The sequence below is a fragment of the Aeromonas sp. QDB62 genome (assembly GCF_027705695.1).
Classification (GTDB): Bacteria; Pseudomonadota; Gammaproteobacteria; order Enterobacterales; family Aeromonadaceae; genus Aeromonas; species Aeromonas allosaccharophila.
Genome location: NZ_JAPDCD010000041.1, coordinates 1 through 26408, shown reverse-complemented (window position 1 = coordinate 26408; position 26408 = coordinate 1). Strand labels below are relative to the sequence as shown.

Genomic DNA, 26408 nt, shown 5'->3' with positions numbered 1-26408 from the left:
ATGAGTCGTAGTCGTCGCCAGTTTCTGGCCGACATGGCCAAGGGGGCTTGCGGTGTGGGCCTGCTTGGCGTGGGGCTCGGTGGCGTGGCCCGTCAGCAGGCACACGCTGTGCCTGCCCAGGCGCTGCGTCCGCCTGCCGCTCTCGACGAAGGGGAGTTCCTCAGCGCCTGCGTGCGCTGCGGGCTCTGCGCCCTGGCGTGCCCCTACGACACCCTCAAGCTCGCCCGGCTGTTTGACCCTGTGACCACCGGCACCCCCTATTTCAAGGCGCGTGCCGTGCCCTGTGAGATGTGTGATGACATCCCTTGCGTGGTGGCCTGCCCGAGCGGGGCGCTGGATCAGCAGATGACCGACATCGATCAGGCGCGGATGGGAGTGGCAGTGCTCATCGATCACGAGACCTGCCTCAACTATCTGGGTCTGCGCTGCGATGTCTGTTATCGGGTCTGCCCGCTGATTGACAAGGCGATCACCCTGGAGTTGCAACATAACCAGCGCACCGGTAAGCACGCCATGTTCCTGCCCACGGTGCACAGCGATATCTGCACCGGTTGTGGCAAGTGCGAGCACGCCTGCGTGTTGGAGGAAGCTGCCATCAAGGTGGTGCCACGCCAGCTCGCCAAGGGGGAGCTGGGTCATCACTATCGACTCGGTTGGGAAGAGAAGACCAAAGCGGGGAACAAGTCGCTCATCGGCGATCGGCTCACCCTGCCGACCCGCAAACCGGAGGGGTTATGAGTCGTTATCCGGGGGAAGAGGCTCGCATCAAGCTGGGGTGGTGGCGTTCCCACCGTTTCCTGTTGCTGCGTCGCCTCAGCCAATTCAGCGTACTCGGGCTGTTCTTGCTGGGGCCGCTGGCGGGCATCTGGATCCTCAAGGGCAACCTCTCCAGCTCGCTGTTGCTGGAGACGGTGCCGCTGACCGATCCCCTCACGCTGTTGCAGTCGCTGGCGGCGGGTCACTGGCCCATCACCACTCTCTGGCTGGGGGCTGCCATCGTGCTGATCGGTTACTGGCTGGTCGGGGGGCGGGTGTTCTGCTCCTGGGTCTGTCCGGTCAACCTCATCACGGATGCTGCAGCCTGGCTCAGGGGGCGACTTGGCCTCAAGGGCAATGGCCAGTTCAGCCGTGCGACCCGCTACTGGCTGCTGGCCATGGTGCTGGTGGTGCCAGCGGTGGTCGGGGTGATGGCGTGGGAGCTGGTCAATCCGGTGTCGCTCGCCATGCGTGGTCTGCTGTTTGGCATGGGGGCGGGCTGGGCCCTGCTGGTGGCGCTGTTCCTGTTCGATCTTTTCGTTGTTGAGCGGGGCTGGTGTGGTCATCTCTGTCCGGTGGGGGCCTTCTATGCCCTGGTCAACCGGGTCGGATTTATCAAGATTTCTGCCAAGGGGCGCGAGCGGTGCAACAACTGCATGGATTGTTATGCGGTCTGCCCGGAGCGTCCCATTCTGCGCGGGCCTGTTCACGGTGCCAAGCGCGGTCACGGGCCCTTGATTGCGGCTCAGGAGTGTACCAACTGTGGCCGCTGCATCGATGTCTGCGCGGAACAAGTTTTTGAAATCACTGTAGGTTTTGCCGTCAAGGCAGAAAAAACGTCGGAGAACAAATAATGAAAAAGCTGATTGGAGCAATGCTGGCCTGCCTGATGGCGGGATCCTTGATGGCAGCGGCACCCGAGATCACCAATAGTACCGGTGGCCTCAAGTCCGAGCGTGGTGCCACCGATCTGGTGACCGAAGACACCGCTGCACCGCTGAAAAATTTCCGCAAGGATGGCGCGCCCTATGATCGCCAGTACATGCATCAGCCGCCGCTGATCCCCCACGACATTCGCAACTACGAGGTGGATACCAAGGTCAACAAGTGCCTGGCCTGCCACAGCTTCAAGAATGCCAGCGCCATGAAGGCACCCAAGATCAGCCCGACTCACTTCGAGACCCGCGACGGCATGACCCTGGGTGAAGTGTCGCCGCGTCGCTACTTCTGTCTGCAGTGCCATGTGCCGCAAGCGGATGCCAAGCCGCTGGTGGAAAATACCTTTAAACCGGTTGAAGCGCTGAACTGAGGAGCCTATCGATGAAATTACCCGGCTTTATCCAGCGTCTGTGGACCACCTTCAAGTCTCCGTCGAAGGCGGCCCTCTGGGTGTTGCTGCTGATGGGCTTCTTCGGCGGCGTGATTTTCTGGGGCGGCTTCAACACCGCCATGGAAGCGTCCAACACCGAAGCCTTCTGCACCAGCTGTCACGAGATGAAGGACAACGTGTTCGAGGAGTACCGCGACACCATCCACTACGCCAACCGCTCCGGCGTGCGGGCCAGCTGCCCGGATTGCCACGTGCCGCACGAGTGGACCTACAAGATCATCCGCAAGGTGCAGGCCTCCAAGGAGCTGTGGGGCATGATCACCGGCAAGGTGGATACCCGCGAGAAGTTCGAGTCGCACCGGCGCGAGATGGCGGAGCGGGAGTGGCAACGAATGAAAGAGACCGATTCGCGCGAGTGCCGCAACTGCCACAACTTCGAGTACATGGACTTCTCCCTGCAGGGGCAGCGTGCCGCCAAGATGCACTCGGCCAACCTCGGCAAGGAGGGGCAGGGCACCTGCATCGACTGTCACAAGGGGATTGCTCACCAGCTGCCCGACATGACCGGGGTGAAAGGTTTCTGATCCTGCAACGACAGGCCGGGTTTCCCCGGCCTGCGTTTTGTTCATATCTGGGACAAGCATCAGATTTGTGTGTCTTTTAAATCCCATATCTCGTGAAACCTTTGATAGAATCAGCCCGCCGTCACACGCTTGAGCAAGTTGGTCACTCCTGTCTGCATCAGTTTTTGCGCCCTGACAGCCGGCCTCTCATACCCCTTCTCTTCCTGCCTCGTTGACGGCCCATAGCCACAAGGAGCTGCCCGATGGGACAGAAACACAACGCATTTATCCCCCTCAAGATCGCCGTGCTGACGGTCTCCGACAGCCGCACCGCCGCCGATGACAGCTCGGGCGACTATCTGGTCTCGGCCCTTACCGACGCGGGCCATCAGCTGGCCGATCGGGCGCTCTGCCCGGATAACCTGTTTCGCATCCGGGCGCGGGTGAGCGAGTGGATCGCCGATGAGGGGGTGCAGGTGGTGCTGATTAACGGCGGCACCGGCTTCAACGAGCAGAACCGGGTGCCGGAAGCGGTCGGCGTGCTGTTCGAGCGCACCGTACAGGGCTTTGGCGAGATGTTCCGTCAGCTCTCTTTTGCCGAGATTAAAGGCTCCGCCATGCAGAGCCGTGCCCTGGCGGGACTCGCCAATCGCACCCTGATCTGCTGCCTGCCGGGCTCCACCGGTGCCTGCCAGCTGGGTTGGGAGCAACTGATCCGCGATCAGCTCGATGCCCGCACCAAGCCGTGCAACTTTGTCTCCCACCTCTGAGAGCAAACGATGAACCAGACCGATCCCAAGCAGACCCAGCCCAACCTGACGCATCTTAACCAGAGCGGCGAAGCCCATATGGTGGATGTGACCGACAAGCAGGTGACCGAGCGCGAAGCCCGTGCCGAGGCGTTTGTTGCCATGGCCCCCGAGACGCTGGCGCTGATCCTGAGCGGCCAGCATCACAAGGGTGACGTGTTCGCCACCGCCCGCATCGCCGGCATCATGGCAGCCAAGAAGACCTCCGATCTTATCCCCCTCTGCCATCCACTGGCATTGACCAAAGTCGAGGTGGAGATAGTGCCGCTGCCCGAGCAGCACAAGGTGCATATCCGCACTCTCTGCAAACTCTCCGGCAAGACAGGGGTGGAGATGGAGGCGCTGACGGCGGCATCGGTAGCAGCGCTGACCATCTACGACATGTGCAAGGCGGTGCAAAAGGACATGGTGATCGAGCAGGTGCGACTGGTCGAGAAGAGGGGCGGCAAGTCCGGCCATTTTCAGTTGGGGTCAAATAGCGGGGAGCAAGCATGATCAAGGTACTGTTTTTTGCGCAAGTAAGAGAGCTGGTGGCTTGCGACGAGCTGAGTCTGCCGTGTGACTATGCCACCGCCGAACAACTGCGTGCGGCGCTCTGTGAGCGCGGCGACAAGTGGGCGCTGGCGCTGGAGGCTGGCAAACTGCTGGTGGCGGTCAACCAGACCCTGGTACCCCTCGACACGCCCCTCAATGATGGCGATGAAGTGGCCTTTTTCCCGCCGGTGACCGGAGGCTGACGATGAGCGACGCAACCATCACAGATCGTATTCTGGTGCAGCGGGCCGATTTCTCGCTGGCGGACGAATATGCCCGCCTCGCCACCCGCGCTGACAGTGGCGCCATTGTCACTTTCGTTGGCAAGGTGCGCGACTTCAATCAGGGGGAGGAGGTGAAGGGGTTGGCCCTCGAACACTACCCCGGCATGACCGAGAAGGCGCTGGCCGATATTGTGCAAGAGGCCCGTCGCCGCTGGCCGCTGCAGGAGTGCACCCTGATCCACCGCATCGGCGAGCTGTGGCTTGGCGATCAGATCGTGCTGGTGGCGGTGAGCAGTGCCCACCGCGACGCGGCCTTTGATGCCTGTCACTTCATCATGGATTTCTTGAAAACCCGGGCGCCGTTCTGGAAAAAAGAGCTGACCGCCGAGGGTGTGCAACGCTGGGTCGAGGCCAAGGAGAGCGACAACGCCGCCGCCGCCCGCTGGCAAGCCTGACCTGTTCATCACGAGGGGCGCAGGTTCAACGGGAACCACGGCCCCGTTTCGGGGCGCGGATGTGCGGGCCCCATCAGGAGAAAGGGAATGAAACCGCTGTTATCTGTTGTGATCGCCGGCATTTGCGCCGCCACCTTGCATACCGGTGCCGTGCAGGCCGATGAAGTGAAGGTGGCCGTGGCCGCCAACTTCAAGGGCACTATCGAGCGTATCGGCAAGGAGTTTACCGCCAAGACCGGCCATACCCTGGCCATCTCGTCTGCCGCCACCGGAGTGCTCTACACCCAGATCAGTCACGGCGCACCGTTTGATCTCTTCCTCTCCGCCGATGTGGCGACCCCCGAGAAGCTGGAAAAAGAGGGCAAGGGGAGCGATCGCTTCACCTACGCCATCGGCCAGCTGGGGCTGTGGAAGAAAGGGGGCCCAACCCCTGACGAGGCGACTCTGCGCAGCTGGAAAGGCAACCTCGCCATCGCCAATGCCCGCACTGCACCCTATGGTGCTGCCGCCATGGCGACCCTCACCCATCTCAAGATCGATCCCAAGCAGTACCGGTTGCTGACTGGCGCCAACATCGGCCAGACCTGGCAATTTGTCGACACCGGCAATGCCGAGCTGGGCTTCGTCGCCTGGGCCAATCTGGTGGAAGCGGGCAAGACCGGCGAAGCCTGGGCGGTACCGGCTGACTTCTATCCCCCCATCGAGCAGCAGGGGCTGGTATTGAAGAAAGGTGCTGCGGTCGAGGCGCTGGTCGCCTGGCTCAAGGGGCCGGGTCAGGCACAGATCAAGGCTGCGGGTTATGCCCTGCCCCAATAAGGGGATGGGCCGGATGCGATACCCTGAGTGGTCGGCCTTCGGGTCGGCCACTCTTTGCAATGAGGATGGATACCATGCCGTTGGGGGCATTTATCAACCGGGAGGTCGGCAATGAGTGAAGGGGATCTGCTGGCGGTCTGGCTCACCCTGAAGCTCGCGGCCTGTACCACCGCGATTTTGCTGTTGCTGGCGCCGCCGCTGGCCTGGTGGCTGTCGCGCAGTCAGAACCGACTGCGGCCGCTGGTGGAGGCGCTGGTGGCGCTGCCGCTGGTGCTGCCCCCCACTGTGCTGGGGTTTTACCTGCTACTCGCCTTCTCGCCCGAATATGGTTTCGGTGCCTGGTGGCGCGACACCTTTGGCGCCCCCCTTGCCTTCAGCTTTCTCGGCCTGCTGTTTGCCTCCATCCTCTATTCGCTGCCGTTCGTGGTGCAGCCGCTCACCTCCGCTTTCGTCAATATGGGCAACAAGGAGCTGGAGGCAGCTGCTACCCTGGGGCTCGGCCCGCTGGAGCGCTTCTTCCACATCATCTTGCCGATGACCCTGCCCAGCTTCGTGATGGCGGCGGCCCTCGGCTTTGCCCATACATTGGGAGAGTTTGGCGTGGTGCTGATGATTGGCGGCAATATCCCCGGCGAAACCCAGGTGCTCTCCATCGCCTTGTTTGATCATGTGGAGGCGATGGATTACCAGAACGCACATATTCTGGCGGGCGGCCTGATGGCCTTCTCGCTGGTGATGCTGGTGCTGGTCTATGGTGTGCTGCAGCGCAGACAGCGGAGAGTGTTTGGATGAACCAAGCAGCCACTATTCCGCAAGACAACGCCCTGAGCATCAATGCTCGGCGCGAGTTTGGCCCCTTTACCCTCGATTGCGCACTGACCCTCGAGCTGGGGGGGATCCTCGGCCTGTTTGGTCCCTCCGGCTGCGGCAAGAGCACTCTGCTGCGCATCATCGCCGGGCTCGATCGCCAAAGCGGGGATCGCTTGCTGTGGCGCGATAGGGAGTGCGCCGCTCTGCTGCCCGAAGCGCGCCGGATCGGGCTGGTGTTTCAGGACGCGCGCCTCTTTCCCCATCTGACGGTGCTCGGCAATCTGCAACTGGCGGCCCGCAAGGGGCGAGGGCGCTGGCAACCCGAGGCGCTGGCGGCGCGGCTTGGCTTTGCCGATCTGCTGGGGCAGCCTGCCCATGCCCTATCTGGCGGTCAACGCCAGCGAGTGGCGCTGGGGCGGGCGCTGCTGGCCGAGCCTGATCTGCTGCTGCTCGATGAGCCTTTTTCGGCGCTGGATCGGCGCAGCCGCATCCATCAGGCCCATGTGCTCAAAGGCTTGCAACAGGAGAGCGGCATTCCCATGATCTTCGTCAGCCACGCCATGGAGGAGGTGAGCCTGCTCTGCGATCAGCTGGTGTTGCTGGAAAGTGGCAGGGTAGAGGCGCAAGGCCAGCCGAGCGAGATCTTCGCCCGTACCGATCTCTCGCTCGCCAGCCGTGACGATGCCGGGGTGATGCTGGATGCGACCTTGGCTCACTACGATGACGACGAACAGATGGCGACCCTGCAGCTCGGCGAGCAGCGACTGCGGGTCACCATGACCCATGTGCCGGACGAGAGTGGCCCCTTGCAGATCAAGGTGGCGGGGCGCGATGTGGTGATCGCCACCGCCCCCATCGAGCACTCCAGTCTCTCCAACTGTCTCGTCACCCGTCTGCTGGCGGTGCGCGAGGTGCGCCCCGGCCAGACCCTGTTGCAGTTGGCTCTGGGTGAGCAGATACTGCTGGCCCGGATCACCAGCCGCTCAGCCAGGCGGCTGGCGCTGGCGCCGCAGCAGCAGATCTACGCTTATATCAAGGCGGTTAGTCTGGTCAGCGAAGGCTGATTGGGCGCCGTGCTGATAACGTGGCAGGATGGCCACGGGCAACATAGCAACAAGAGATGGTTCAGGTGATGAGTCGAGAGGCAATACACTGATGCGCCGCAATCAGGTGATGAAATTCAATGGTCTTGCCCTGCGCAGTGCGGGGGAGGGCCCCTTGCTGTTGCTGCTGCACGGGCTGGGCTCCTCCAGCCTCGACTGGCAGGCGCAGATCGAACGGTTTTCCGAACACTACCGGGTGGTGGCGCTGGATCTGCGCGGCCACGGCCAGAGTATGCAGGAGGGGCCGTTCGACGTCTCAACCCTGGCAGCCGATGTGGTGAGCTGGCTCGATGCACAGCCAGAGCCCGCCTGGGTGGTGGGATTGTCACTGGGGGCCATGGTGGCGCTGGAGCTGGCGCTGCAACTGCCCCACAAGGTACAGGGGCTGGTGCTGGTCAACGGTGTTAGCGAGTTTCTGCTGGAAACACCCAAAGAGCAGGAGCGTTACGCCCAGCGCCTCAAGTGGCTGCGCTGGTTTGGCATGCGCCCGCTCGCATGGTGGCTGGGACGCGAGCTCTTCCCGGGCCCGGATCTGGCGCAGGTGCGCCACACCTTCAGGTTGCGTTTCGTGCGCAATAAAAAGAAGGTTTACAAAGCGCTACTGGAGGCGCTCCCCGGCTGGTCGGTACGCGCCCGGCTCGGCACCATCTGGCAGCCGGTGGCCATCATCTCCACCAGTCACGACTACCTGCCGCTCGCCAAACGGGTGGAGCAGTTTGCCGCCCTGCCCAACGCCACCATCCATACCCCCAATGGCCACCACGCCTGGCCAGCGGAAGATCCTTCCGGATTTAATCATTTGCTTCACCGGATATTGACCACCCATTAAAACTGAGCTTTGCCATGATCTGGACTCGTCGCATTTTGAAACAATTGCCATGTTGCAGTAGCTGATTAATCTCATTAACTTGGGTGGTGTAAGAGGGGGATGTTTACACCGTGTTGACTGTAAAAAACTCGCCTCTTTTCATCCGGTTAGAACGGGAAATAATAATGTTGTCAGGGACAGTAAAATGAAAAAAATGATATTGACTGCAGCGGTAGCGCTGATGATGGCTGGTTGTGCCCAGCAAGGTTTCACGGTTCATCCGGGTACTGCGGTTGCACCGACCAAAGAGGTAACTCATCACTTCTTCATCTCTGGTCTGGGTCAGAGCAAAGACATCGATGCTGCTACCGTGTGCAATGGTGCTGACAAAGTTGTACGGGTTGAAGCCCAGCACACCTTCGTCAATGGACTGCTTGGTGCGATTACGTTTGGAATCTACACCCCGCGCGAGGCTCGGGTCTACTGCGCCGGTTAATCTGCGCAAGCTTGATGCAAAAAGCCGAACCACAGGGTTCGGCTTTTTTGTGGGTATCACTCGGGTTTAAGGATGGGAGCAGACCGGGCAGTCGGGGCGCTTGGGCAGCTTCATCTCGCGGAAAGTGCCGCTTAGGCCGTCGATCATCAGCAGGCGGCCACTGTAGCTTTTGCCCATACCTGCCAGGAGCTTGATGGCTTCCAGTGCCTGCAGGCTGCCCACCAGACCCACCACGGGGGCGAGTACCCCCGCCTCGACGCAGGTGAGGGCCTGCTCGCCAAACAGGGCGCTGAGGCAGGCGTAGCAGGGCTCATCTTCCTGCCAGGTGAAGCTGCAGAGCTGCCCCTCCAGCCGGATGGCGGCGCCACTGACCAGCGGCACCCTGTGCTGGCGTGCCTTTTGATTCAGCAGGTTGCGAATGGCCAGATTGTCGGTGCAGTCGAGTACCAGCTGATGTTGGGGCAACAGGGCATCAAGCAGTTCCTCATCGGCCACGGCAGCGTGGGTCTCCACCTTGAGCCAGGGATTGAGCATGCGCAGCGACCGGGCGGCAGAGTCTACTTTGTAGTGACCGATGCGCTCATCGTTGTGTAGCACCTGACGCTGCAGGTTGGAGAGCTCCACCTGGTCGAAATCGACCAGGGTGAGCTGGCCGACCCCGGCCACCGCCAGATACTGGCTGGCGGCGCAGCCGAGGCCACCGGCGCCGATCACCAGCACTTTCGCCTGCTTGAGCGCCTCCTGCCCCTCGAAGTCGAAGGCTTTGAGGATGATCTGGCGGTTGTAGCGCAGTAGTTCGGCGTCGCTCAGGATCTCGCTCACAGCAGCAATCCCCCGAATGGTTCGACAGTCACCGTCTCGCCCGCAGCGACGCGGCCCCGTTCCCGTTCAAGAACGATGTAGCAGTTGGCCCGCGACAGGGAGCTGAACACGGCGGAGTCTTGCGAGCCGGTGCTGCGTACCTCGAGGCCGTTCGGTCCCTGACTCAGAATGCCGCGCTGGAAGTCGAGTCGGCCGGGGCTCTTTTTGAGTGGCTCAGCCGCAATGGCTTGCAGCTGGAGCGGGCGCTCGAACTGCTGGCCTGCGAGCTTGGCCAGCGCCGGCTGCACCAGCTGATCGAAGGTAACCATGGCGGAGACCGGGTTGCCCGGCAGGCCGAAGAACCAGGCGCGGGGCAGGCGACCGAAGGCAAACGGCTTGCCCGGTTTGATGGCGAGCTTCCAGAAGCCAATCTCGCCGAGCTCGTCCAGCAGCTGTTTGGTGAAGTCCGCTTCCCCCACCGAGACGCCGCCGGTGGTGATCAGCACGTCGGCCTCTTCATCGGCACGGATAAAGGCGGCACGCAGCTGGGCGGGGTCGTCGGGGATAATGCCAAGGTCGAGGCAGTCGCAGCCCATGCGTGCCAGCATGGCGCGCACGCCGTAGCGGTTGGAGTCATAGATATCGCCGTGGGCGAGCGGGGTACCGACCGGTTTGAGCTCGTCACCAGTGCTGAAAATAGCCACTTTCAGCGGGCGGCGCACCGCAACGGTGGCCACGCCGAGGGAGGCTAGCAGCGGCATTTCGCGCGGGGTGAGGCGAGTACCGGCTGGCAGCACGCAGGCGCCCTTGCCGATATCGCTGCCGGCGCGGCGGATATTCTGGCCCGGTTCGGGTTGCGCCAGAAAAGTGATCCGATCGCCATCGGCCTGCGTTTCTTCCTGCATCACCACCGCATCCGTACCGGCCGGTACCGGGGCGCCGGTCATGATCCGCACGCAGTGGCCAGCGGGCCACTCGCCCTGATAGGGCTGACCGGCAAACGCCTTGCCCGCCATGATGAGCGGGGTGCCGGTGGCGAGATCTGCAAGGCGCACGGCGTAACCATCCATGGCGGAGTTGTCGAAGGGGGGCACGGCGAGGGGGGAGGCGATATCGCTGGCAAGAACCCGGCCAAGGGCCTCTGGCAGGGGCAGCTGCTCGCAGTCGCAGCAGCAGGCGAGTTGTTCCAGCATCCCTTGCAGGGCATCGCTTAAGGAGAGTAGTCCGCTGGTATCAAATCCCATCGTCATGACCTCTTTTATGATTGAAGGCGGGATTATCACAAAATTCCCCGGGGATGGGCAGGTTATCTCAAGGGAATCTCGAGGTAATCGGCGCTGAAACGGGGTGAGATGGTCATAAAGTATGAGGTGACGCACAAGTTGACTTGAATCTTGGCGGCAATGGCCGTTTACTATGCCGCCATAACAGATGGCCACCACATCTCATGTGGCTACCATTACAGCGATGCCGTCGGCCCTGTGCGCCGCCATAACATAAGGGGTTGCTCGATAAGCGGCCCTCACCGTCCCTGAGCGTGGGAGAGAAGATAATGACAACCTTAAGTCCGGAAGCCTTGCTGGTCAGGGCAGCCCTCGAAGCCCAGGGACTGGAAACTCCCCTGGTCACCAACGAGCTGAACAGCCAGCAGAAGCGGGAGAAGATCGAAGGCCATATGCGCGCCATCATGGAGACGCTGGGGCTCGATCTGACCGATGACAGTCTGGCCGAGACGCCGCACCGCATCGCCAAGATGTACGTCAACGAGATCTTCTCCGGCCTCGATTACTCCACCTTCCCCAAGGTGACGGTGATCGAGAACAAGATGCAGGTGGACGAGATGATCATGGTGCGGGACATCAGCCTCACCAGTACCTGCGAACACCACTTCGTCACCATCGACGGGCTGGCCCATGTGGCCTATATCCCTCGTGGCAAGGTGATTGGCCTGTCGAAGATCAACCGCATCGTGCAGTTCTTCGCCCGCCGTCCCCAGGTGCAGGAGCGGCTGACCCAGCAGATCCTGCTGGCGCTGCAGACCCTGCTCGGCACTCAGGACGTGGCCATCAACATCCGGGCGACCCACTACTGCGTCAAGGCGCGCGGGGTGATGGATTCGACTTCTTACACCACTACCACCTCCCTCGGTGGGGTGTTCAAGACCCAGCCCGATACCCGCGCCGAGTTTCTCGGTGGTCTGCGCGGATAAAATGGCGGTTATTTTGTAACCGCCACGCTGAATAAACGAGACGCCGGCAGCCATTGCTGGCGTTTTTCATTGGCCGTGGATGAGAGCGGCGGCCCGCAACGGCTTGGCCATCAAGGGGAGATGTCGCAAACGTTGTGCCGTGCTTCGATTTATTCATCTGAGCGGTATATTTAATCGGGCATGAAAAATTTCTCACTTTCACCTTACAAAAAGTAACCAGCCAGACTCTTTCCGAACCGCCACAATCCGGTTACTCTAGCGTCCCTCACGGCTCTCGCTGCCGCTCATGGAATTCAGAGTTATTCATCAAGGTTGGATGGTGCGCCACTGAACAGGTGGCCAGATAGTTCATGCCAGGAGGGCGTGAACCGGACGAGTGCAACGAATTTAACGACCACCAGGATACGCCATGAATACCAGTTCCATGACCATAGGCAAAAAACTCACCGCCGGCTTTGCCGTGCTCGGTTTGATGGTCGCCTTTATCGGCGGCTTCGCCCTTGTCCAGTTTGGCAATATGAATGACGTTGCCATTCGCTTTACCGACAGCATCTTGCCTGCGGTCAATCGCACCAGTGCGATTGGCGACACCATTAGTGAGCTGCGCCGCTATGAGCTGGGCTACTTCGTGGTGGCGGCTGACCCGGTAAAGAGAAGTGAATACCGTGATGTCGCCAATCAAAAGCTCAACCAGATTGCGCAACAGTTGGCCGCCCATGACAAGACTATCTGGGCTGAGGATGTGGCGGAACGCCGCACTTTCGATACCGTTAAATCTAACTGGGATCGTTATGTGGCACTGCATCAGCGTGTCAAGCAGCTGCAAGATAGCGATCAGCTCGCAGAAGCCCAGCGTATCTTTCTGGCTGAAGGTATCCCTATTTATACCGAACTTAACAAGTCGGTGGCCGATCTTATCCAGATCAACCACGGTTATGCGTCTGAATCCCGTGATGATGTGGTGGAGTCTTACCAATCCGCCAAGCTGAGCGTCACCATCGCGCTGGTGTTTGGTCTAGTACTGGTGGTGGTGCTTTCCATGGTACTGACCCGCCAGATCCGCGATCCGCTGATCATGCTGGCCCGTCAGGCCCAACGCATTGCCAATGGCGAGCTGGGTCAGGGCGAACTGCAGCAGTGGATCCGCGACAGCCGCTTCAACCGCGACGAACTGGGTCAGCTGGGCTCCGCCATCAACCGGATGCAGGGCTCCCTCTCCGATCTGGTGAGCGAGATCGCTGGCTCCGTGAGCCAGCTCAGCAGCGCAGTGGAGGAGGTGAGCGCCATCTCCAGCCAGTCTGCCAGCGGCATGGCCATCCAGCAGAGCGAAGTCTCCCAGGTGGCGACCGCCATGAACGAGATGCAGTCCACCGTTAACGAAGTGGCCCGTAACACCACGGATGCCATGAGCGCCGCCAAGGATGCCTCCCGCACCTCCGCGGCCGGCAGCGAAGTGGTACGCAGCTCCATCGCCAGCATCGAAGAGGTGTCGGTCAAGATTGAGCAGGCGGGCACCGTGGTGCAGCAGCTGGAGGCCGACAGCGCCAACATCAGCGTGGTGCTGGATGTGATCCGCGATATCGCCGGTCAGACCAACCTGCTGGCCCTTAACGCCGCCATCGAAGCAGCCCGTGCCGGTGAGCAGGGCCGTGGCTTTGCAGTCGTTGCCGATGAAGTGCGCTCCCTGGCCCAACGTACCCAGGACTCCACCGCCGAGATCAGCAAGATGATCGAGCTGTTGCAGAGCCGTGCCGCCGAGGCGGGCAACGCCATGCAACTGAGCCGTCATCAAATGCAGGAGAGCGTCGGTCTGGCACGGGATGCCGGTACCAGTATCGACACCATCAATGGTGCCGTGGTGCGTATCACCGACATGAACACCCTGATCGCCACCGCCACCGAAGAGCAGAACGCGGTGACAGAAGAGCTCAATCGCAGCATCGTCAACATTCACAATGCCGCTGACGAGAATGCCCAGGGCGCCCATCAGATCGCCCAGGCCTGTGGTGAACTGAGCAAGCTGGCCAACACCCTGCACCATATGACCCAGCGCTTCACCCTCTAAACCATGACGCCAGGATAACAGAAGGCCCCGCCAAATTGGCGGGGCCTTGTTGTTTCTGGCGTTATGGAAGGGCTTAGCTCAGGCCGACTATCTCGCCATCTTCATCGATATCGATATGGCGATAGGCGGGCAGACTGCCCAGCCCCGGCATGGTCATGATGGGGCCCGCCAGCGCATAGACGAACCCGGCACCGGCGCAGAGCTTTACCTCGTCGATGGGCACCTCGAAATCGGTCGGTACCCCCTTGAGGGCGGGGTCATGGCTGATGGAGAGCGGCGTCTTGGCCACGCAGATGGGCAAGTGGTCCCACCCCTCGGCGGAGAGTTGCGCCAGCTGCTGGCGGGCTCTGTCGGAGAGTTGCACCCCGCGGCCACCGTAGCCGCACTCCACCAGGGTCGCCAGCTTGGCGTCGAGGCTCATCTCGTCGGGGTAGAGCAGTTTCACCTTGCCGGGTTGCTCGCAGGCGGCCACCACGGCGCGGGCCAGCTCGCTGGCACCGGCACCACCCTGGGTGAAGGCGTTGGAGATGGCTGCGCCGCAGGCACCGGCTTGCTGCGCTTCATGGGCCAGCAGCGCCAGTTCGGCCTCGCTGTCGGTGGGGAAGCGGTTGATGGCGACCACCACCGGCACCCCGTAGCGGCGGGCGTTCTGGATATGCCAGGCGAGGTTGGCGCAGCCCTGCTTGAGGGTCGGCAGATCTTCCCCTTGCAGGCTGGCTGGCAGCGGCTGGCCCGGGCGGATATCGAGCAGGCCGCTGTTGGCCTTGAGGCCGCGCACCGTGGCCACCAGCACCACGCAGGCAGGGGTAATACCGGATTGGCGGTTCTTGATGTTGAAGAACTTCTCCAGCCCCATGTCGGAGCCAAAACCCGCCTCGGTCACCACATAGTCGGTGAGACCAAGGGCGATGCGATCGGCGATCACCGAGGAGTTGCCGTGGGCGATATTGGCAAAGGGGCCAGCGTGTACCAGCACCGGGGTCTGCTCGGTGGTCTGCATCAGGGTCGGTTGCAGCGCATCTTTGAGCAGCACCGTCATGGCGCCCGCCACTTCCAACTGTTCGGCGGTGATGGGGTTGCCGTGAATATCGCGGGCCAGCTGGATGCGGCCGATGCGCTGGCGCAGGTCTTTCAGATCGCTCGCCAGCGCCAGAATGGCCATCAGCTCGGAGGCGGCGGTGATGACGAAGCGATCGCTGCGTTCCACACCATCGGCTGCTCCACCTTGACCTATGGTGAGGTGGCGCAAGGCGCGATCGTTCATGTCGAGGGTGCGCGGCCAGAGGATGTTGTCGGCATCGATATCGAGCCGCTGCAGGCCGGTTTTGGCGGTGAACTCGGCACCCAGTTTCTGTTCGTGGAACAGGCGGGCATCGAGGGCCGCCGCCGCCAGATTGTGGGCCGCCGTCAGGGCGTGAAAATCGCCGGTGAGGTGAAGGTTCATCTCCTCCATCGGTACCACCTGGGCGTGGCCGCCACCGGCTGCCCCCCCCTTGACCCCGAATACCGGGCCGAGACTCGGCTGGCGGATGGTGGCGATGCTGGGCTGGCCGATATGGTTGAGCCCCATGGAGAGGCCAAGTGTAGTCACCGTCTTCCCTTCACCGAGCGGAGTGGGGGTGATGGCGCTCACCAGCACCAGCTTGCCGCGCTGTTTGGGCTGAGACTTGAGCAGGTCGAGGCTGAGCTTGCCTTTGTAGTGGCCATGGGGGCTGAGCAGGTGCTGGGGGATGGCGAGGCGTTCGGCCAGCGCGTGAATGGAGAGACGGGGGGACTGGCGGGAGATCTCGATATCGCTTAGCATCAGCACCTCGTTGGCATATCGGGGTAAAATATGCGGCGCAGTCTAGTGGAATATAACGGGTAATCCAATGACGAAAACGACTTTATTTGGTGAGGGTGAGGTTCGTCAGAATCCTGTTCTGCTGGATCTCAACGAGCTCTATCATCCCCCCAAGCAGCCGATGACGGCGCTGGGGATTGTCAGTGCGCTGGTGCCGCTGTTCGGTTTCGGCTGGCAGGCGATGACCCAGGACCCGGAAACCCAGTTGCGCCACGAGATCCGCAAACGGGTCAACAAGCACAAGACCGACGAGGCAAACCTCATTCTGATCCTGCAGCTGGCCGCCATGTTTGACTGCCCCGAGCTGGAGGTGGCGCTCCCCTATGCCCTCAGTGAACCGCAGTTGTCGGTGATCCGCACCCGGCTGCCGCGCTGGCAGTTGAGTCTCGAGCAGGAGCGTCTGCTGGCGAAGCTGGTTCCTGCCGCGGCCCCAGGCCAGCGCTAGGGTTCAAGCCGGGCCAGCAGGCCGGACATTCAGGCCGTACTCTCTGCTCTGGTAATCAGGTCGGCGTATCCCACTGTTGCGGGGCGAGATAGCGCTCCTGCACGAACTCGATAAAGCAGCGCACCTTGGCTGAAACGAAGCGGCGGTGCGGATAGACCGCATAGAGCCCCACCTCCCCCTTGTCCCACTCCGGCAGCAGGCTCACCAGTTGCCCTGCTCGCAGCGCCTCCCCCACGATAAAGGTGGGTTGCAATATGATGCCCTGATCATCACAAGCGGCGCGGGTCAGCGCCACCCCGTTGTTGGCCCGCAGCGGCCCCTGCGGCCGGATGCTCTGGGCCTCGCCCCTCTGTTTGAAGTGCCACTCCGGCTGGGTCAGGGTATAGATCAGACAGTCGTGCTGCTTGAGATCCTCCGGGCTCTGTGGCGCCCCCTTGCGAGCCAGATAGGCGGGGCTGGCGCAGAGCTCCAGCTTGATGGTGGCCAGCTGGCGCGCCACCAGTGAGGAGTCGCTGAGATGGCCGATACGCAGCGCCAGATCGAATCCCTCTTCCACCAGCGCTACTCGCCGGTCGCTGTACTCGATGTCGAGCTTGAGATCGGGAAAGCGCTGGCGAAACAGCGGCAGGGCGGGGGAGAGGTGCAGATAGCCAAAATCCATCGGCACCGAGAGCTTGAGGGTGCCGTTCGGCTGCTGGTTGTGGTGGGTCAGCTGGCTATGGGTCTCTTCCAGCTCTGCCAGCAGGGCGAGGGAGCGCTGGTAGTAGAACTGGCCCGCCTCGGTGGGATTGACCTGACGGGTGGTGCGCGACAACAGCCGGGTGGCGAGGGACTCTTCCAGCTGCTGCATCAGTTTGGAGGCCATGGCGACCGAGATGCCGAGCTGGTTGGCGGCCTTGGTAAAGCTCTGGCACTCCACCACCTTGATAAAGGTGCGCATGGCGGCGATCTGGTCCATTTTCCATCCTCAGTAAATAATGAATTTAATAAATCACTGATTATTCATCTTCAGAACGAGGTTAGCATTTTAGCCACTGATGTGAACCCCAAGATGAAGGAACGAACGGATGAAAATGACCAAGGCTCTGCTGGCCTCCTGCCTGTTTATGGCTACCCCTCTGATGGCGGCGGATTACGATGTGGATGCGGCGCACACCACGGTGCAGTTCAAGGTGGGTCACCTGGGCTTCTCCGAGCTGGTGGGTCGCTTCAACACCTTCAGCGGCACCTTCAGCATGGATGACGCCAACCCGGCGGCCGCCAAGGCGAGCTTTGAAGTGGATGCCGCCAGCGTCGACTCCAATCACGAAGCCCGCGACAAGCACCTGCGCAGCCCGGACTTCCTCGACGTGAAGCAGTATCCCAAGATGACCTTCGTCAGCTCCGCTTACGAGGGCAGCAAGGATAAAGGCGTGCTGAAAGGAACCCTGACCCTGCACGGCGTCTCTAAAGAAGTGGCCTTCGATCTGGTGAAGATCGGCGAGGGCAAGGATCCCTGGGGCGGCTACCGCAGTGGCTTCAACGCCTCCACCACCATCAAGCGCAGTGACTTTGGCGTGAGCTACATGCTGCCCGGCATCCCGGACGAGATGAACATCAACCTGTTTGTCGAAGGCGTGCGCAAGTAATGGGCGCGGAACTTCTGCTGCAAACCCTGGCGGCTCCTCTGGGAGCCGCTTTGCTATCGTGGCGCTGGCCGCGACTGGGTTATCTGTGGGGCGCGCTGGCGCTCTGGCTGGTGGGCTCCTTGCTTGGCGGCCTCTATGGCATTCCGGCCAAGGCGTGGCAGTGGCTGCCGCTGACCCTGCTGGTGCCCGCCATTGCGGCTCAGGTGAGCGATCTGCGCGGTTCGCTGCTGCTTTTTGCCGTGTTCAGTGCGCTGGTGTGGTGGCAGGGATTGGCTTCGGTACTGGCGAGCGAGCCTGTGACTTGGCTGGCGCTGCTGCCCGCCATCTGCTGGTTTGGCTGGAGCACCTTGCGCTGTGACAGCCGCGAGGGGCTCGGGTTTGCTCTCGGCTTTATCTGGCTGGCGCTGGTGATCGGCATCGATGGCAGCTTGCTGATTGCCCAGCTGGCCGGTGCGCTGGCCGCTTTCGCCGGTTTTCGCGCCCTGCTCGCCACCTTTGTTGGCATCAAGGTGGCTCCCGCCGGTCTGGCGCTGGCCCTCGCTTTTGTCCAGATGCTCGCCTGGCAATATGTGGAGGTGCCGCTGGTGGTATTGCTGCCGGTCTGGCTGCTGCCGCTGCTGGAGTGGGCGCTGCGTGACAAGCCGTGGCCGCTGCGTTGGGGGGCACTGATCCTGCTCGCCGCGGCGGGGACCGGACTTAGCCTGTGGTGGGTGTGGCCCGCTGCTTCTTTGTACTGATTTTTGCATGAAAAACAGGCAATTACAGTCATTTTTGCATACCCGCTCATACTCTTGGCAGATAATGATTGAGCCCCCTATGTGTTTCAGATAAAAAGGATTTTCATTTTATTTGGACACACACAGAACCCGGCCGAGCCGGGTTCTGTTTGCCTGCTTTGCGGCACATAAGGAGGCCACAGTTGCGCAGTCAAGGATCTGAGCATCTGTTTTTTCGCCATTTCACCGGACAGGGACGTATCGACGGTCTCTGCATTCTGCTGGTCACTCACCTGCTTCCCGATCGCCCCCGTTTTATCGAAGCGCTTTCCCGGATTGGGCGGATCGGCGCCATTTTGCCCAAACCGAAATCGGTACACGGCCCGACCCTGGAGTGGGTATCCCAACACTATCCGGTGCTGCCCCTCAACCGGCACTGGACCAATGATCCCGACAGCCTCATCCAGCAGATTGCACCGCTGGTGGCCCCCCACGAGCGGCTGCTGATCCTCGATATCGGCGGTTACTTCGCCAGAACCCAGTTGATCTTGAGCGAATACTTCGGCCCCCGTTTCCTCGGGGTGGTGGAGATGACCGAGAACGGCCATCAGCGCTATGAGCAGGAGGTGCTGGCGACCCCGGTGGTATCGGTGGCACGCAGTCCCCTCAAGCAGGCCGAGGATATCCAGATTGGTCTGAGCGTGGTCTACTCCGCCGAGTCGCTGGCGCGCACCCTCAACCGCACCTTCAACGTCTGCGAAGCCGTGCTGTTTGGTTATGGCAAGGTGGGGCGCAGCATCGCCCGCGACCTGCGCTGTCGTAACCTCCATCTCGGACTGGTGGAGACCGATGTGCTGCGACAGGTGGAAGCGCTCTCCCACGGTTTTCGCCTGATCACCAAGGCCGAGGCCCTCGGCCGCGCCGAGCTGGTGATTTGCTCCACCGGCAATGGCTCGCTGGACTTGGCGGATCTGCAGGCGCTGCGCCCCGGCACCATGGTGGCCTCGGTCACTTCGGCCGACGACGAGTTCGCCTTCTCGCTGGCCCAGCTGCCGTGGCCGAGCGAAGAGGTGTGCCCCCATGTGCTGGCCCTTAATCGGCCGGATGGCAGCCAGATCTACCTGCTCAATCGGGGCGAGGCGGTCAACTTTGTCCATGGCGCCGTGATTGGCGAATACGTCTATCTGGTGCTGGCGGAGATCATGGAAGGGATCCGGATGCTGGCGGCAGGCCCCCTTGCTCCCGGCCTGTTCGAGCTGCCAGAATCGGCGATGCGTACCATTGCCCGCCATTGGCTGGCCGATTTTCATGGGGTTGATCAGCACTGATTTGACCAAACCGGGAGCGGCCATTGGGCGGCGGTACGCCACTTCCCGCCATTGGCCGCTTTTTTTATGGAGTCACTCATGACCGAGTCTGAAACCCTGATCAGCAAACCCCGCATCGAAATCCGCTACTGCACCCTCTGTCGCTGGATGCTGCGCGCCGCCTGGCTGGCGCAGGAGTTGCTCTCCACCTTCGACAGCGATCTGGGAGAGGTGGCGCTGGTGCCGGCCAGCAAGGGGGAGTTCCGCATTCTGGTGGGCGGGGTGCAGGTGTGGGATCGGGTGGTCGATGACGGCTTCCCCGAGGCCAAGGAGATCAAGCAGCGGGTGCGCGATGTTATCGCCCCTGAGCGGGATCTCGGCCACTCGGATCGCAAAGCGGCCGAGTAACGCCAGATGGGCCGGGCGCCTCGAAAAGGTGTTCAGCATTAGAGCGAAAGGAGAGGGAGGCCATGGCCTCTCTCTCCTTTTTTGCATTTGGCTGTTTGCCTGGCACCTGCGGGGCTATGGGCGCGGCTCGGCCAGATGGCTGCCGATATAGCGGGCGCGCTTGTGGGGCTTGATGCGGCTCACATCCACCCACACCAGCCCGTCGATGCAGTGGTTGAAGTCGGGGTCGATGCCAAAATCCATAAACTGCACCCCGCCCGGCTCGCACAGCTCGGAATACTGCTTGTAGAGGGGGGGGATGGCGCAGCCCAGATTGTCGAGACGGGCCTTGAGTGCTTTGAGGTCGGCGCCGTAGTCCACCCCGTCGAACAGAGGTTGCGTCTCGGGGTAGGGACGGCGGGAGGGGGCCAGCGCCAGCTCGGGGGCAAAGTGCTGGCGGTAGAAGCTCACCAGCAGATCCTTGGCCGCCGGTGGCAGGCTGCCGGAGAGCGACACAGGGCCAAACAGATAGCGGTAGCGGGGATAGCGGGCCAGATAGGCACCGATGCCGAACCAGAGATAATCGAGCCCCCGCTTGCCCCAGTAGGCGGGCTGGATAAAGCTGCGGCCAAGCTCGATGGCCTGCTCCAGCCGGGGCAGCAGCTTCTCCTCGAAACCGAACAGGGTGTGGCTGTAGAGACCATCCTTCCCCTTGCTGGCCAGCAGCTCCGCCACCGGGGCGAACCGGTAGGCGCCGATGATGTCGAGCCGGGCCGGATCCCAGAGGATCAGGTGGTGATAGTCGTTGTCAAAACCATCGAGATCCCGCCGCTTGCCGGACCCTTCCCCCACCGCGCGAAAGGCGATTTCCCTAAGCCGCCCCAGCTCGCGCAGGATCACCGAGTGGCTCAGTTCGTGGCGGCGGTAGAGGTAGATCCCCTGACCATCCGGGGTGGTGCCGAGCTGCTCGCAGCTTTCGATGGCCTGTTTGAGCTGGCGGCGATCCTCCGGCAGGGCGATGGGGGCCTCGGTCTGCAGGCGCCCCGCCTTGCCCCGACCAATTCGGTAGAGGTGGTTGCGCACCAGCCGCGCCGCCGTCTTGGCGGGCAGATCCTGAAAACTGCCAAGCGGAATGCGCGCCCCTATGGTCACCGGCAGGGTCTGCCCCTGCTGGCGAAACAGCTGGCGCACCAGCAACAGGGCAGAGGCGGGCTTGTTGAGCCAGGAGGCGAGATAGAACCAGAGACTGTTGCGCCCCCCCAGATGGATGGGCACCAGCGGGGTGCGGGTGCGTTGGGCCAGCTTGATAAAGCCCGCCTGCCAGGGGCCATCTTTCACCCCCTTGAGGCCAAGCCGGGAGACTTCGCCAGCAGGGAAGATCACCAGCACTCCTTCATGGGCGAGGTGCTCGTTCATGGCGAGGATGGCCTGCCGGTCGGTCTTGCCCGCCATATTGTCCACCGGCAATAGCAAAGGGCGCAGCGGCGCGAGCTGGGCCAGCAGCTGGTTGGCGACGATCTTCACATCGGGGCGGATGCGGCCGAGCAGCTGCAGCAGCACCAGTCCATCCAGCGAGCCGATTGGGTGGTTGGCAACAAGAATGACCCGGCCGCTGGCGGGAATATGCTCCAGCTGCGCCTCGCTGACCCGATAGTCGAAATCGAGCCGGGTCAGCGCCTGCTCGACAAAGTCGAGGCCGCGCAGGTGCGGGTAGCGGGCGGCAAAGTCGGCAAAGGCCCGTTCGTTGAGCAGCCAGCTCAGCAGCCGCTTGCACAGCGGGGTGAGCAGGGGGTAGCCAAGCAGGCGGGGGAAGTGCTGGGTCAGCAGGGTATCGATAGTGAACATCTGGGGGCTCCGGCGATCCGTTGTCCCCAGCATGGTGTGGCACTGTTCCCGCGACATGTCAGCGGGATGACAGTTTGATGGCAGCGGCGGCCAGTGGCTCGCGGCCAGATAGCAAAGGGGGGAGCCGGTTAACCGGCTCCCCCCTCGGTGGTCGTGGTAAGGATAGCGACCCGATTAGCCGCGCCAGGCCGCGGTGAGGCGCACCAGCTCCACCAGGGTGGCGACCGATTTCTCCATGGATTGCAGCGGGATGAACTCGTGCTTGCCGTGGAAGTTGTGGCCACCGGTGAAGAGGTTGGGGCAGGGCAGGCCCATAAAGGAGAGGCGGGCACCATCGGTACCGCCGCGAATGGGCTTGATCTTCGGCACCACGTCGGCGGCCTCCATGGCGGCCTTGGCCAGCTCGACGATATGCATGTGCGGCTCAATCTGGCTGCGCATGTTGCGATAGCTGTCGGTCAGGGTCAGCTCGATGCGGGCCTTGGGATACTCGGCTTGCATGGCGGCGACCCGGCTCTGCATCTCAGCCTTGCGTGCGGCGAAACGCTCGTCGTCGAAGTCACGGATGATGTAGTGCAGGGTGCTCTCTTCCACCGTGCCGCTCATCTGGGCCAGATGGAAGAAGCCCTCATAACTGTCGGTGCACTCCGGGGTCTCGTCGGCTGGCATGGCGGCGTGGAAGCGGGCGGCCAGGGTCTGGCTGTTGATCATGCTGCCCTTGGCGGTGCCGGGGTGGACGTTGTTGCCGACAAAGCGCAGGTTGGCGCTGGCGGCGTTGAAGTTTTCATACTCCAGCTCTCCCAGTTCGCCGCCATCCACGGTATAGGCCCACTTGGCCGGGAATCTCTCCAGCGGGAACAGGTTGGCGCCGCGGCCGATCTCTTCATCCGGGGTGAAGCCGACCCAGATATCGCCGCGCGGGATCTCGGGGTGGGCTTGCAGGTGGTCGATGGCGGTAAGGATCTCGGCGATACCCGCCTTGTCGTCGGCGCCCAGCAGGGTGGTGCCGTCAGTGGTGATGAGATCCTGACCCAGATAGTTTTTCAGGAAACGGTAGTCACGGATGGCAAGCACCTCGTCACCCTTGCCAAGGCAGATGTCGCCACCCTGATAGTTTTCGATGATCTGGGGTTTGACCTGCTCCGCCTCGTAGTCGGCGGTGTCCATGTGGGCAATCAGGCCGATGGCGGGGGCGTCCGGCTGGTTGCCCGGCAGGCAGCCGGTGAGGTAGCCGTGCTCATCCAGGGTGACCTGGGTCAGCCCCAGCGCCTTCATCTCTTCTTGCAGGGCACGGGCGAAGATCAGCTGGCCTTCGCTGCTGGGGCAGGCAGGATTGGTCTCATCGGAGCGGGTATGAAAAGTCACGTAACGCAGAAAACGCTCAAGCAGGGTATCCATTAGTCAGCCTCTAACCGGTTGTGAGCGGTCATTGTGGCCAATCCGTGCAGGCGACTCATTGCGTCAGCGCAGGTTTTTCCCATTTTTTGACGCAAGGGGAGGGCGGGGAATGTGCGGCGCGCGGCGCAGCGTCGGGGAGGGAGATCGCATAAATGTTGCGTTTATCGCGATATTTAGGCGCTGGCGGTCACGGCCAAATTCCCCCCGGCCACCGCACAGCAAGGCGTCAGCCCCATCATGGCGTTTTCACACACTTTTCAAGGGGAAAGCGGGCTGTCGCATAACCTGCGCCATCCCAGAGCCCGCCTGCCCGCCAGCAAGATTTGATCGACTTATTAAAAGGGGATTTTGAACACTATTTTTTATTGTCACCGCCTGCGGTAAGTGTGTACACTCCGCGCCGATCCAAGGGCAACCCTGAAGCAGGCAGAGCCGCCAGAAACCCGACCGATCATACGCCTATAGGGCGAGGCACGCAGAAACGACAGACACTGCTGGGGAATGGTTTCTTTAATACCGGTTAGGCTCCGGTATCAGGGAGAACAACAGACTCTCATCCTTCATTTGACCGAGTGGGCCACCGGCTCATCATCTTCCCTTGTCATGGGCGGTCACTGACGGTGAGGTGGGCTGTGGTTGTTGTCGTCTATCAACACGCATGCGTGCTGGCGCCTTCGCTTCTCTTCCTTGGAACCCTCTCCTTCTGTCGGGATCGCTGCCGAATGATGAACTGACGGCGTGGCTGATGTCGTCTGTCATCAAAGTACCGCGGCGCCCCGTTTAAGGTGGCACCGCATACCGTTGAGCTTGATGTAAAGCCACCAGCCCCACATCAAGACTCGTTACTTCCCCAAGATCCACCAGGCAGCCTCTGGCTTGCCGCGATGTGCAAAGCGCTGGTTTGGGTGGCTGCGTCTCGTGATGGCAGCACCCGCCGCACTCTGCACTAGATGGTCTGGATGTGATTGAGGGTAACGAAGGCGACTCTGGGTCGCTCATTTGCGAGGCATAGCCCATGACTAACTGGTCCAGCAAGGACTCCTTGAAGGTCTACAACGTTCCCTACTGGGGTGCGGGTTTTTTCAATATCAATGACGCCGGTCATGTGACCGTCGCCCCCGACAAATCACGCCCTGACGCGCATATCGTCATCTCTGATGCCATCGAACAGCTGCGTCAGTCCGGGCTGACCACCCCCGTGTTGTTGCGCTTCCCCGACATTCTCAAGAGTCGGGTCGATGCGCTGTTCAACGCCTTTGGTCAGGCCATCGAGAAGTCAGGCTATGAAGGGGACTACCTCTGCGTTTACCCGATCAAGGTAAACCAGCAGCGTCGTGTCATCGAGACCATCAGCCAGTCCTACAGCGACAAGCCCCGGCTTGGCCTGGAAGCTGGTTCCAAACCGGAACTGCTGGCCGTGCTGTCCCATCACCATGAGCAAGGCTCGGTGATCGTCTGCAACGGTTACAAAGACCGCGAATATATCCGCCACGCCCTGCTGGGCAACCTGATGGGCCACAAGGTCTACATCGTGGTGGAGAAGCCCTCCGAGCTGGAAATGGTGCTGGACGAGTCAGCTCGTCTCAACATCAAGCCCAACATCGGGGTGCGTGCCAAGCTCGCTTCCACCGGCTCCGGCATGTGGGAATCGAGCGGCGGCTCCATGTCCAAATTCGGTCTATCCGCCTCCCAGATCCTGGCACTGATCGAGCGTCTGCGCGGCTTGGGCAAGCTGGATTGCCTGCAACTGCTGCACTTCCATCTAGGTTCCCAGATCGCCAACATCCGCGACATTCAGGGCGGCATCCGCGAGTGCGGCCGTTTCTACGCTGAACTGCGTCGCCTCGGTGCCAACATCGAAGTTGTGGACGTCGGCGGCGGCCTGGGCGTGGACTACGAGGGAACCCGTTCCCAGAGCCACTGCTCCGCCAACTACAGCCTCTCCGAGTACGCCAACAACGTGGTGTGGGGCATCGGCGATGTCTGCCGCGAGTTCGATCTGCCGCACCCGACCATCATCAGCGAGTCTGGCCGTGCCCTGACCGCCCACCACGCCGTGCTGGTTACCAATATCATTGGTGCCGAAGGGGTGGAGATGAACGACATCAGCGCACCGGGCGAAGATGCACCGACCATTCTGCAGAACATGTGGCAAGGCTGGCTGGATCTGCGCAGCGAAGATCCCTCCCTGCTGGAGATCTTCCACGACTCGGTGGCAGACCTCGGTGATGTGAATACCCAGTACACCATGGGTCTCTTGAACCTTGAACAGCGTGCCTGGGCCGAGATGCTGCACCAGAACACCTGTCTGGCGCTGAAAGAGCTGCTCAACCCGGTCAACCGCAACCACCGTGCGCTGGCTGACGAACTGAGTGAAAAGCTGGCGGACAAGTGCTTTGCCAACTTCTCCCTGTTCCAGTCCCTGCCGGATGCCTGGGGTATCGGTCAGGTGTTCCCGGTGATGCCGCTGGCTGGCCTCGAGCGTCCGCTCACCCGTCGCGGCATCCTGATGGATATCACCTGCGACTCCGACGGTCAGGTCGAGCACTACGTCGACGGTCTGGGGGTCGAGAGCACCCTGCCGATGCCGGTCTACGGCGAGAACGAAGAGTGCCACGTCGGCTTCTTCCTGGTCGGCGCCTATCAGGAGATCCTCGGGGATCTGCACAACCTGTTCGGTGACACCCACTGCGCGGAAGTGTGGCTGGATGAGGAAGGCAAGATGGACATTCGCAACGTGGTACGCGGCGATACCGTCGATCAGCTGCTGCGTTACGTCAACATTGACCCGTCTGTCATTCGCGAGAACTACCAGCGGATCGCCTCCCACCCGGCGCTGGACGACGCAACCCGCAAAGCTCTGCTCGACGAGCTGGAGCTGGGTCTGCAAGGCTACGCCTATCTGGAAGACGAATAAGCCTCTGGCTTGTTTGCCCCGTCGATGAAAACAACATGACGGGAATGAAAAAACGGCGCCTGCGGGCGTAATGCCAGTCAGTTAAGCCTGACTGGCATTGTTTTTATTGGCTTTTTTCACACTATACCTCTGGGGCCTTGGCT

General features: G+C 61.7%; 27 protein-coding genes. 21 read left to right on the top strand and 6 right to left on the bottom strand.

Annotation, left to right across the window (positions count from 1 at the left end; genetic code table 11):
* From napG to OKC27_RS17980, 13 genes are all read left to right on the top strand, one after another.
* Complete coding sequence (napG, locus tag OKC27_RS18040; protein ID WP_270806544.1) at positions 1–738, top strand: ferredoxin-type protein NapG; 738 nt, start codon at positions 1–3, stop codon at positions 736–738.
* Entirely contained in the window at positions 735–1610 is an 876-nt protein-coding gene (gene napH / locus OKC27_RS18035) for a quinol dehydrogenase ferredoxin subunit NapH (RefSeq protein WP_075112563.1), read from the top strand. Before napG ends, napH begins: the two co-directional genes overlap by 4 nt.
* Positions 1610–2065, top strand: a complete 456-nt coding sequence (locus OKC27_RS18030) for a nitrate reductase cytochrome c-type subunit (protein ID WP_042058072.1) — start codon at positions 1610–1612, stop codon at positions 2063–2065. The genes napH and OKC27_RS18030 overlap by 1 nt, the downstream gene beginning before the upstream one ends.
* Before the next feature lie 11 nt (positions 2066–2076).
* Positions 2077–2670: a cytochrome c3 family protein gene (locus OKC27_RS18025; protein WP_042058070.1), complete on the top strand. Its 594-nt coding sequence runs from the start codon at positions 2077–2079 to the stop codon at positions 2668–2670.
* Positions 2671–2912: 242 nt separating this feature from the next.
* Positions 2913–3419 carry a molybdenum cofactor biosynthesis protein B gene (moaB, locus tag OKC27_RS18020; protein WP_005344126.1) on the top strand — a complete coding sequence of 169 codons (507 nt, stop codon included), beginning with the start codon at positions 2913–2915 and terminating at the stop codon, positions 3417–3419.
* A 9-nt stretch (positions 3420–3428) separates the two neighbouring features.
* Complete coding sequence (gene moaC, locus OKC27_RS18015; protein ID WP_182937876.1) at positions 3429–3953, top strand: cyclic pyranopterin monophosphate synthase MoaC; 525 nt, start codon at positions 3429–3431, stop codon at positions 3951–3953.
* Entirely contained in the window at positions 3950–4195 is a 246-nt protein-coding gene (moaD, locus tag OKC27_RS18010) for a molybdopterin synthase sulfur carrier subunit (RefSeq protein ID WP_042655941.1), read from the top strand. The genes moaC and moaD overlap by 4 nt, the downstream gene beginning before the upstream one ends.
* A gap of 2 nt (positions 4196–4197) precedes the next feature.
* On the top strand, positions 4198–4671 hold the full coding sequence (moaE, locus tag OKC27_RS18005; RefSeq protein ID WP_042655942.1) for a molybdopterin synthase catalytic subunit MoaE: 474 nt from the start codon (positions 4198–4200) through the stop codon (positions 4669–4671).
* Positions 4672–4758: 87 nt separating this feature from the next.
* Positions 4759–5487 carry a molybdate ABC transporter substrate-binding protein gene (gene modA / locus OKC27_RS18000; protein WP_042655943.1) on the top strand — a complete coding sequence of 243 codons (729 nt, stop codon included), beginning with the start codon at positions 4759–4761 and terminating at the stop codon, positions 5485–5487.
* A gap of 111 nt (positions 5488–5598) precedes the next feature.
* The gene (modB, locus tag OKC27_RS17995; protein WP_005361814.1) at positions 5599–6279 is read left to right on the top strand and encodes a molybdate ABC transporter permease subunit; all 681 of its coding nucleotides are present in this window, start codon (positions 5599–5601) and stop codon (positions 6277–6279) included.
* Positions 6276–7361 (top strand): molybdenum ABC transporter ATP-binding protein, encoded by a 1086-nt coding sequence (gene modC / locus OKC27_RS17990; RefSeq protein WP_182937875.1) that lies wholly within the window; start codon positions 6276–6278, stop codon positions 7359–7361. Before modB ends, modC begins: the two co-directional genes overlap by 4 nt.
* Before the next feature lie 91 nt (positions 7362–7452).
* On the top strand, positions 7453–8229 hold the full coding sequence (locus OKC27_RS17985; protein ID WP_182937874.1) for an alpha/beta fold hydrolase: 777 nt from the start codon (positions 7453–7455) through the stop codon (positions 8227–8229).
* Between the two features lie 184 nt (positions 8230–8413).
* A complete protein-coding gene (locus OKC27_RS17980; RefSeq protein WP_182937873.1) occupies positions 8414–8704 on the top strand; it encodes a Bor family protein in 291 nt (96 codons plus the stop codon).
* A 66-nt stretch (positions 8705–8770) separates the two neighbouring features.
* Here OKC27_RS17980 and moeB read toward each other — a convergent pair whose 3' ends face one another.
* Both moeB and moeA read right to left on the bottom strand, forming a co-directional pair.
* Complete coding sequence (gene moeB, locus OKC27_RS17975) at positions 8771–9526, bottom strand: molybdopterin-synthase adenylyltransferase MoeB (RefSeq protein ID WP_270806543.1); 756 nt, start codon at positions 9524–9526, stop codon at positions 8771–8773.
* Entirely contained in the window at positions 9523–10749 is a 1227-nt protein-coding gene (gene moeA / locus OKC27_RS17970; protein WP_270806542.1) for a molybdopterin molybdotransferase MoeA, read from the bottom strand. The genes moeB and moeA overlap by 4 nt, the downstream gene beginning before the upstream one ends.
* 308 nt (positions 10750–11057) lie before the next feature.
* Between moeA and folE the strand changes: the two genes are divergently transcribed.
* Entirely contained in the window at positions 11058–11714 is a 657-nt protein-coding gene (gene folE / locus OKC27_RS17965) for a GTP cyclohydrolase I FolE (RefSeq protein ID WP_270806541.1), read from the top strand.
* Positions 11715–12123: 409 nt separating this feature from the next.
* Positions 12124–13779: a methyl-accepting chemotaxis protein gene (locus tag OKC27_RS17960; RefSeq protein WP_270806540.1), complete on the top strand. Its 1656-nt coding sequence runs from the start codon at positions 12124–12126 to the stop codon at positions 13777–13779.
* Between the two features lie 73 nt (positions 13780–13852).
* Here OKC27_RS17960 and OKC27_RS17955 read toward each other — a convergent pair whose 3' ends face one another.
* Entirely contained in the window at positions 13853–15583 is a 1731-nt protein-coding gene (locus OKC27_RS17955) for a formate--tetrahydrofolate ligase (RefSeq protein ID WP_270806539.1), read from the bottom strand.
* A 67-nt stretch (positions 15584–15650) separates the two neighbouring features.
* On the opposite strand from OKC27_RS17955, the gene OKC27_RS17950 reads away from it, so the two are divergent.
* Positions 15651–16067, top strand: coding sequence for a hypothetical protein (locus tag OKC27_RS17950; RefSeq protein WP_270806538.1), 417 nt, complete (start codon positions 15651–15653; stop codon positions 16065–16067).
* 55 nt (positions 16068–16122) lie between these two features.
* On the opposite strand, the gene OKC27_RS17945 is transcribed toward OKC27_RS17950, so the two are convergent.
* Positions 16123–17025, bottom strand: a complete 903-nt coding sequence (locus OKC27_RS17945; protein ID WP_270806537.1) for a LysR family transcriptional regulator — start codon at positions 17023–17025, stop codon at positions 16123–16125.
* A 109-nt stretch (positions 17026–17134) separates the two neighbouring features.
* Here OKC27_RS17945 and OKC27_RS17940 point away from each other — a divergent pair, with 109 nt between their 5' ends.
* From OKC27_RS17940 to OKC27_RS17925, 4 genes are all read left to right on the top strand, one after another.
* On the top strand, positions 17135–17695 hold the full coding sequence (locus tag OKC27_RS17940; RefSeq protein ID WP_139408144.1) for a YceI family protein: 561 nt from the start codon (positions 17135–17137) through the stop codon (positions 17693–17695).
* Entirely contained in the window at positions 17695–18432 is a 738-nt protein-coding gene (locus OKC27_RS17935) for a hypothetical protein (protein ID WP_270806536.1), read from the top strand. Before OKC27_RS17940 ends, OKC27_RS17935 begins: the two co-directional genes overlap by 1 nt.
* A 182-nt stretch (positions 18433–18614) precedes the next feature.
* Positions 18615–19739 (top strand): adenosylhomocysteinase, encoded by a 1125-nt coding sequence (locus OKC27_RS17930; protein WP_270806535.1) that lies wholly within the window; start codon positions 18615–18617, stop codon positions 19737–19739.
* A gap of 78 nt (positions 19740–19817) precedes the next feature.
* A complete protein-coding gene (locus OKC27_RS17925; protein ID WP_019445942.1) occupies positions 19818–20126 on the top strand; it encodes a SelT/SelW/SelH family protein in 309 nt (102 codons plus the stop codon).
* A gap of 114 nt (positions 20127–20240) precedes the next feature.
* Here OKC27_RS17925 and OKC27_RS17920 read toward each other — a convergent pair whose 3' ends face one another.
* Both OKC27_RS17920 and pepT read right to left on the bottom strand, forming a co-directional pair.
* Positions 20241–21950, bottom strand: a complete 1710-nt coding sequence (locus OKC27_RS17920; RefSeq protein ID WP_270806534.1) for a lysophospholipid acyltransferase family protein — start codon at positions 21948–21950, stop codon at positions 20241–20243.
* A 174-nt stretch (positions 21951–22124) separates the two neighbouring features.
* Positions 22125–23348 (bottom strand): peptidase T, encoded by a 1224-nt coding sequence (pepT, locus tag OKC27_RS17915; protein WP_270806533.1) that lies wholly within the window; start codon positions 23346–23348, stop codon positions 22125–22127.
* 1015 nt (positions 23349–24363) lie between these two features.
* Here pepT and speA point away from each other — a divergent pair.
* Positions 24364–26265, top strand: coding sequence for a biosynthetic arginine decarboxylase (gene speA / locus OKC27_RS17910; RefSeq protein WP_042655958.1), 1902 nt, complete (start codon positions 24364–24366; stop codon positions 26263–26265).
* The last annotated feature ends 143 nt before the right edge of the window (positions 26266–26408 follow it).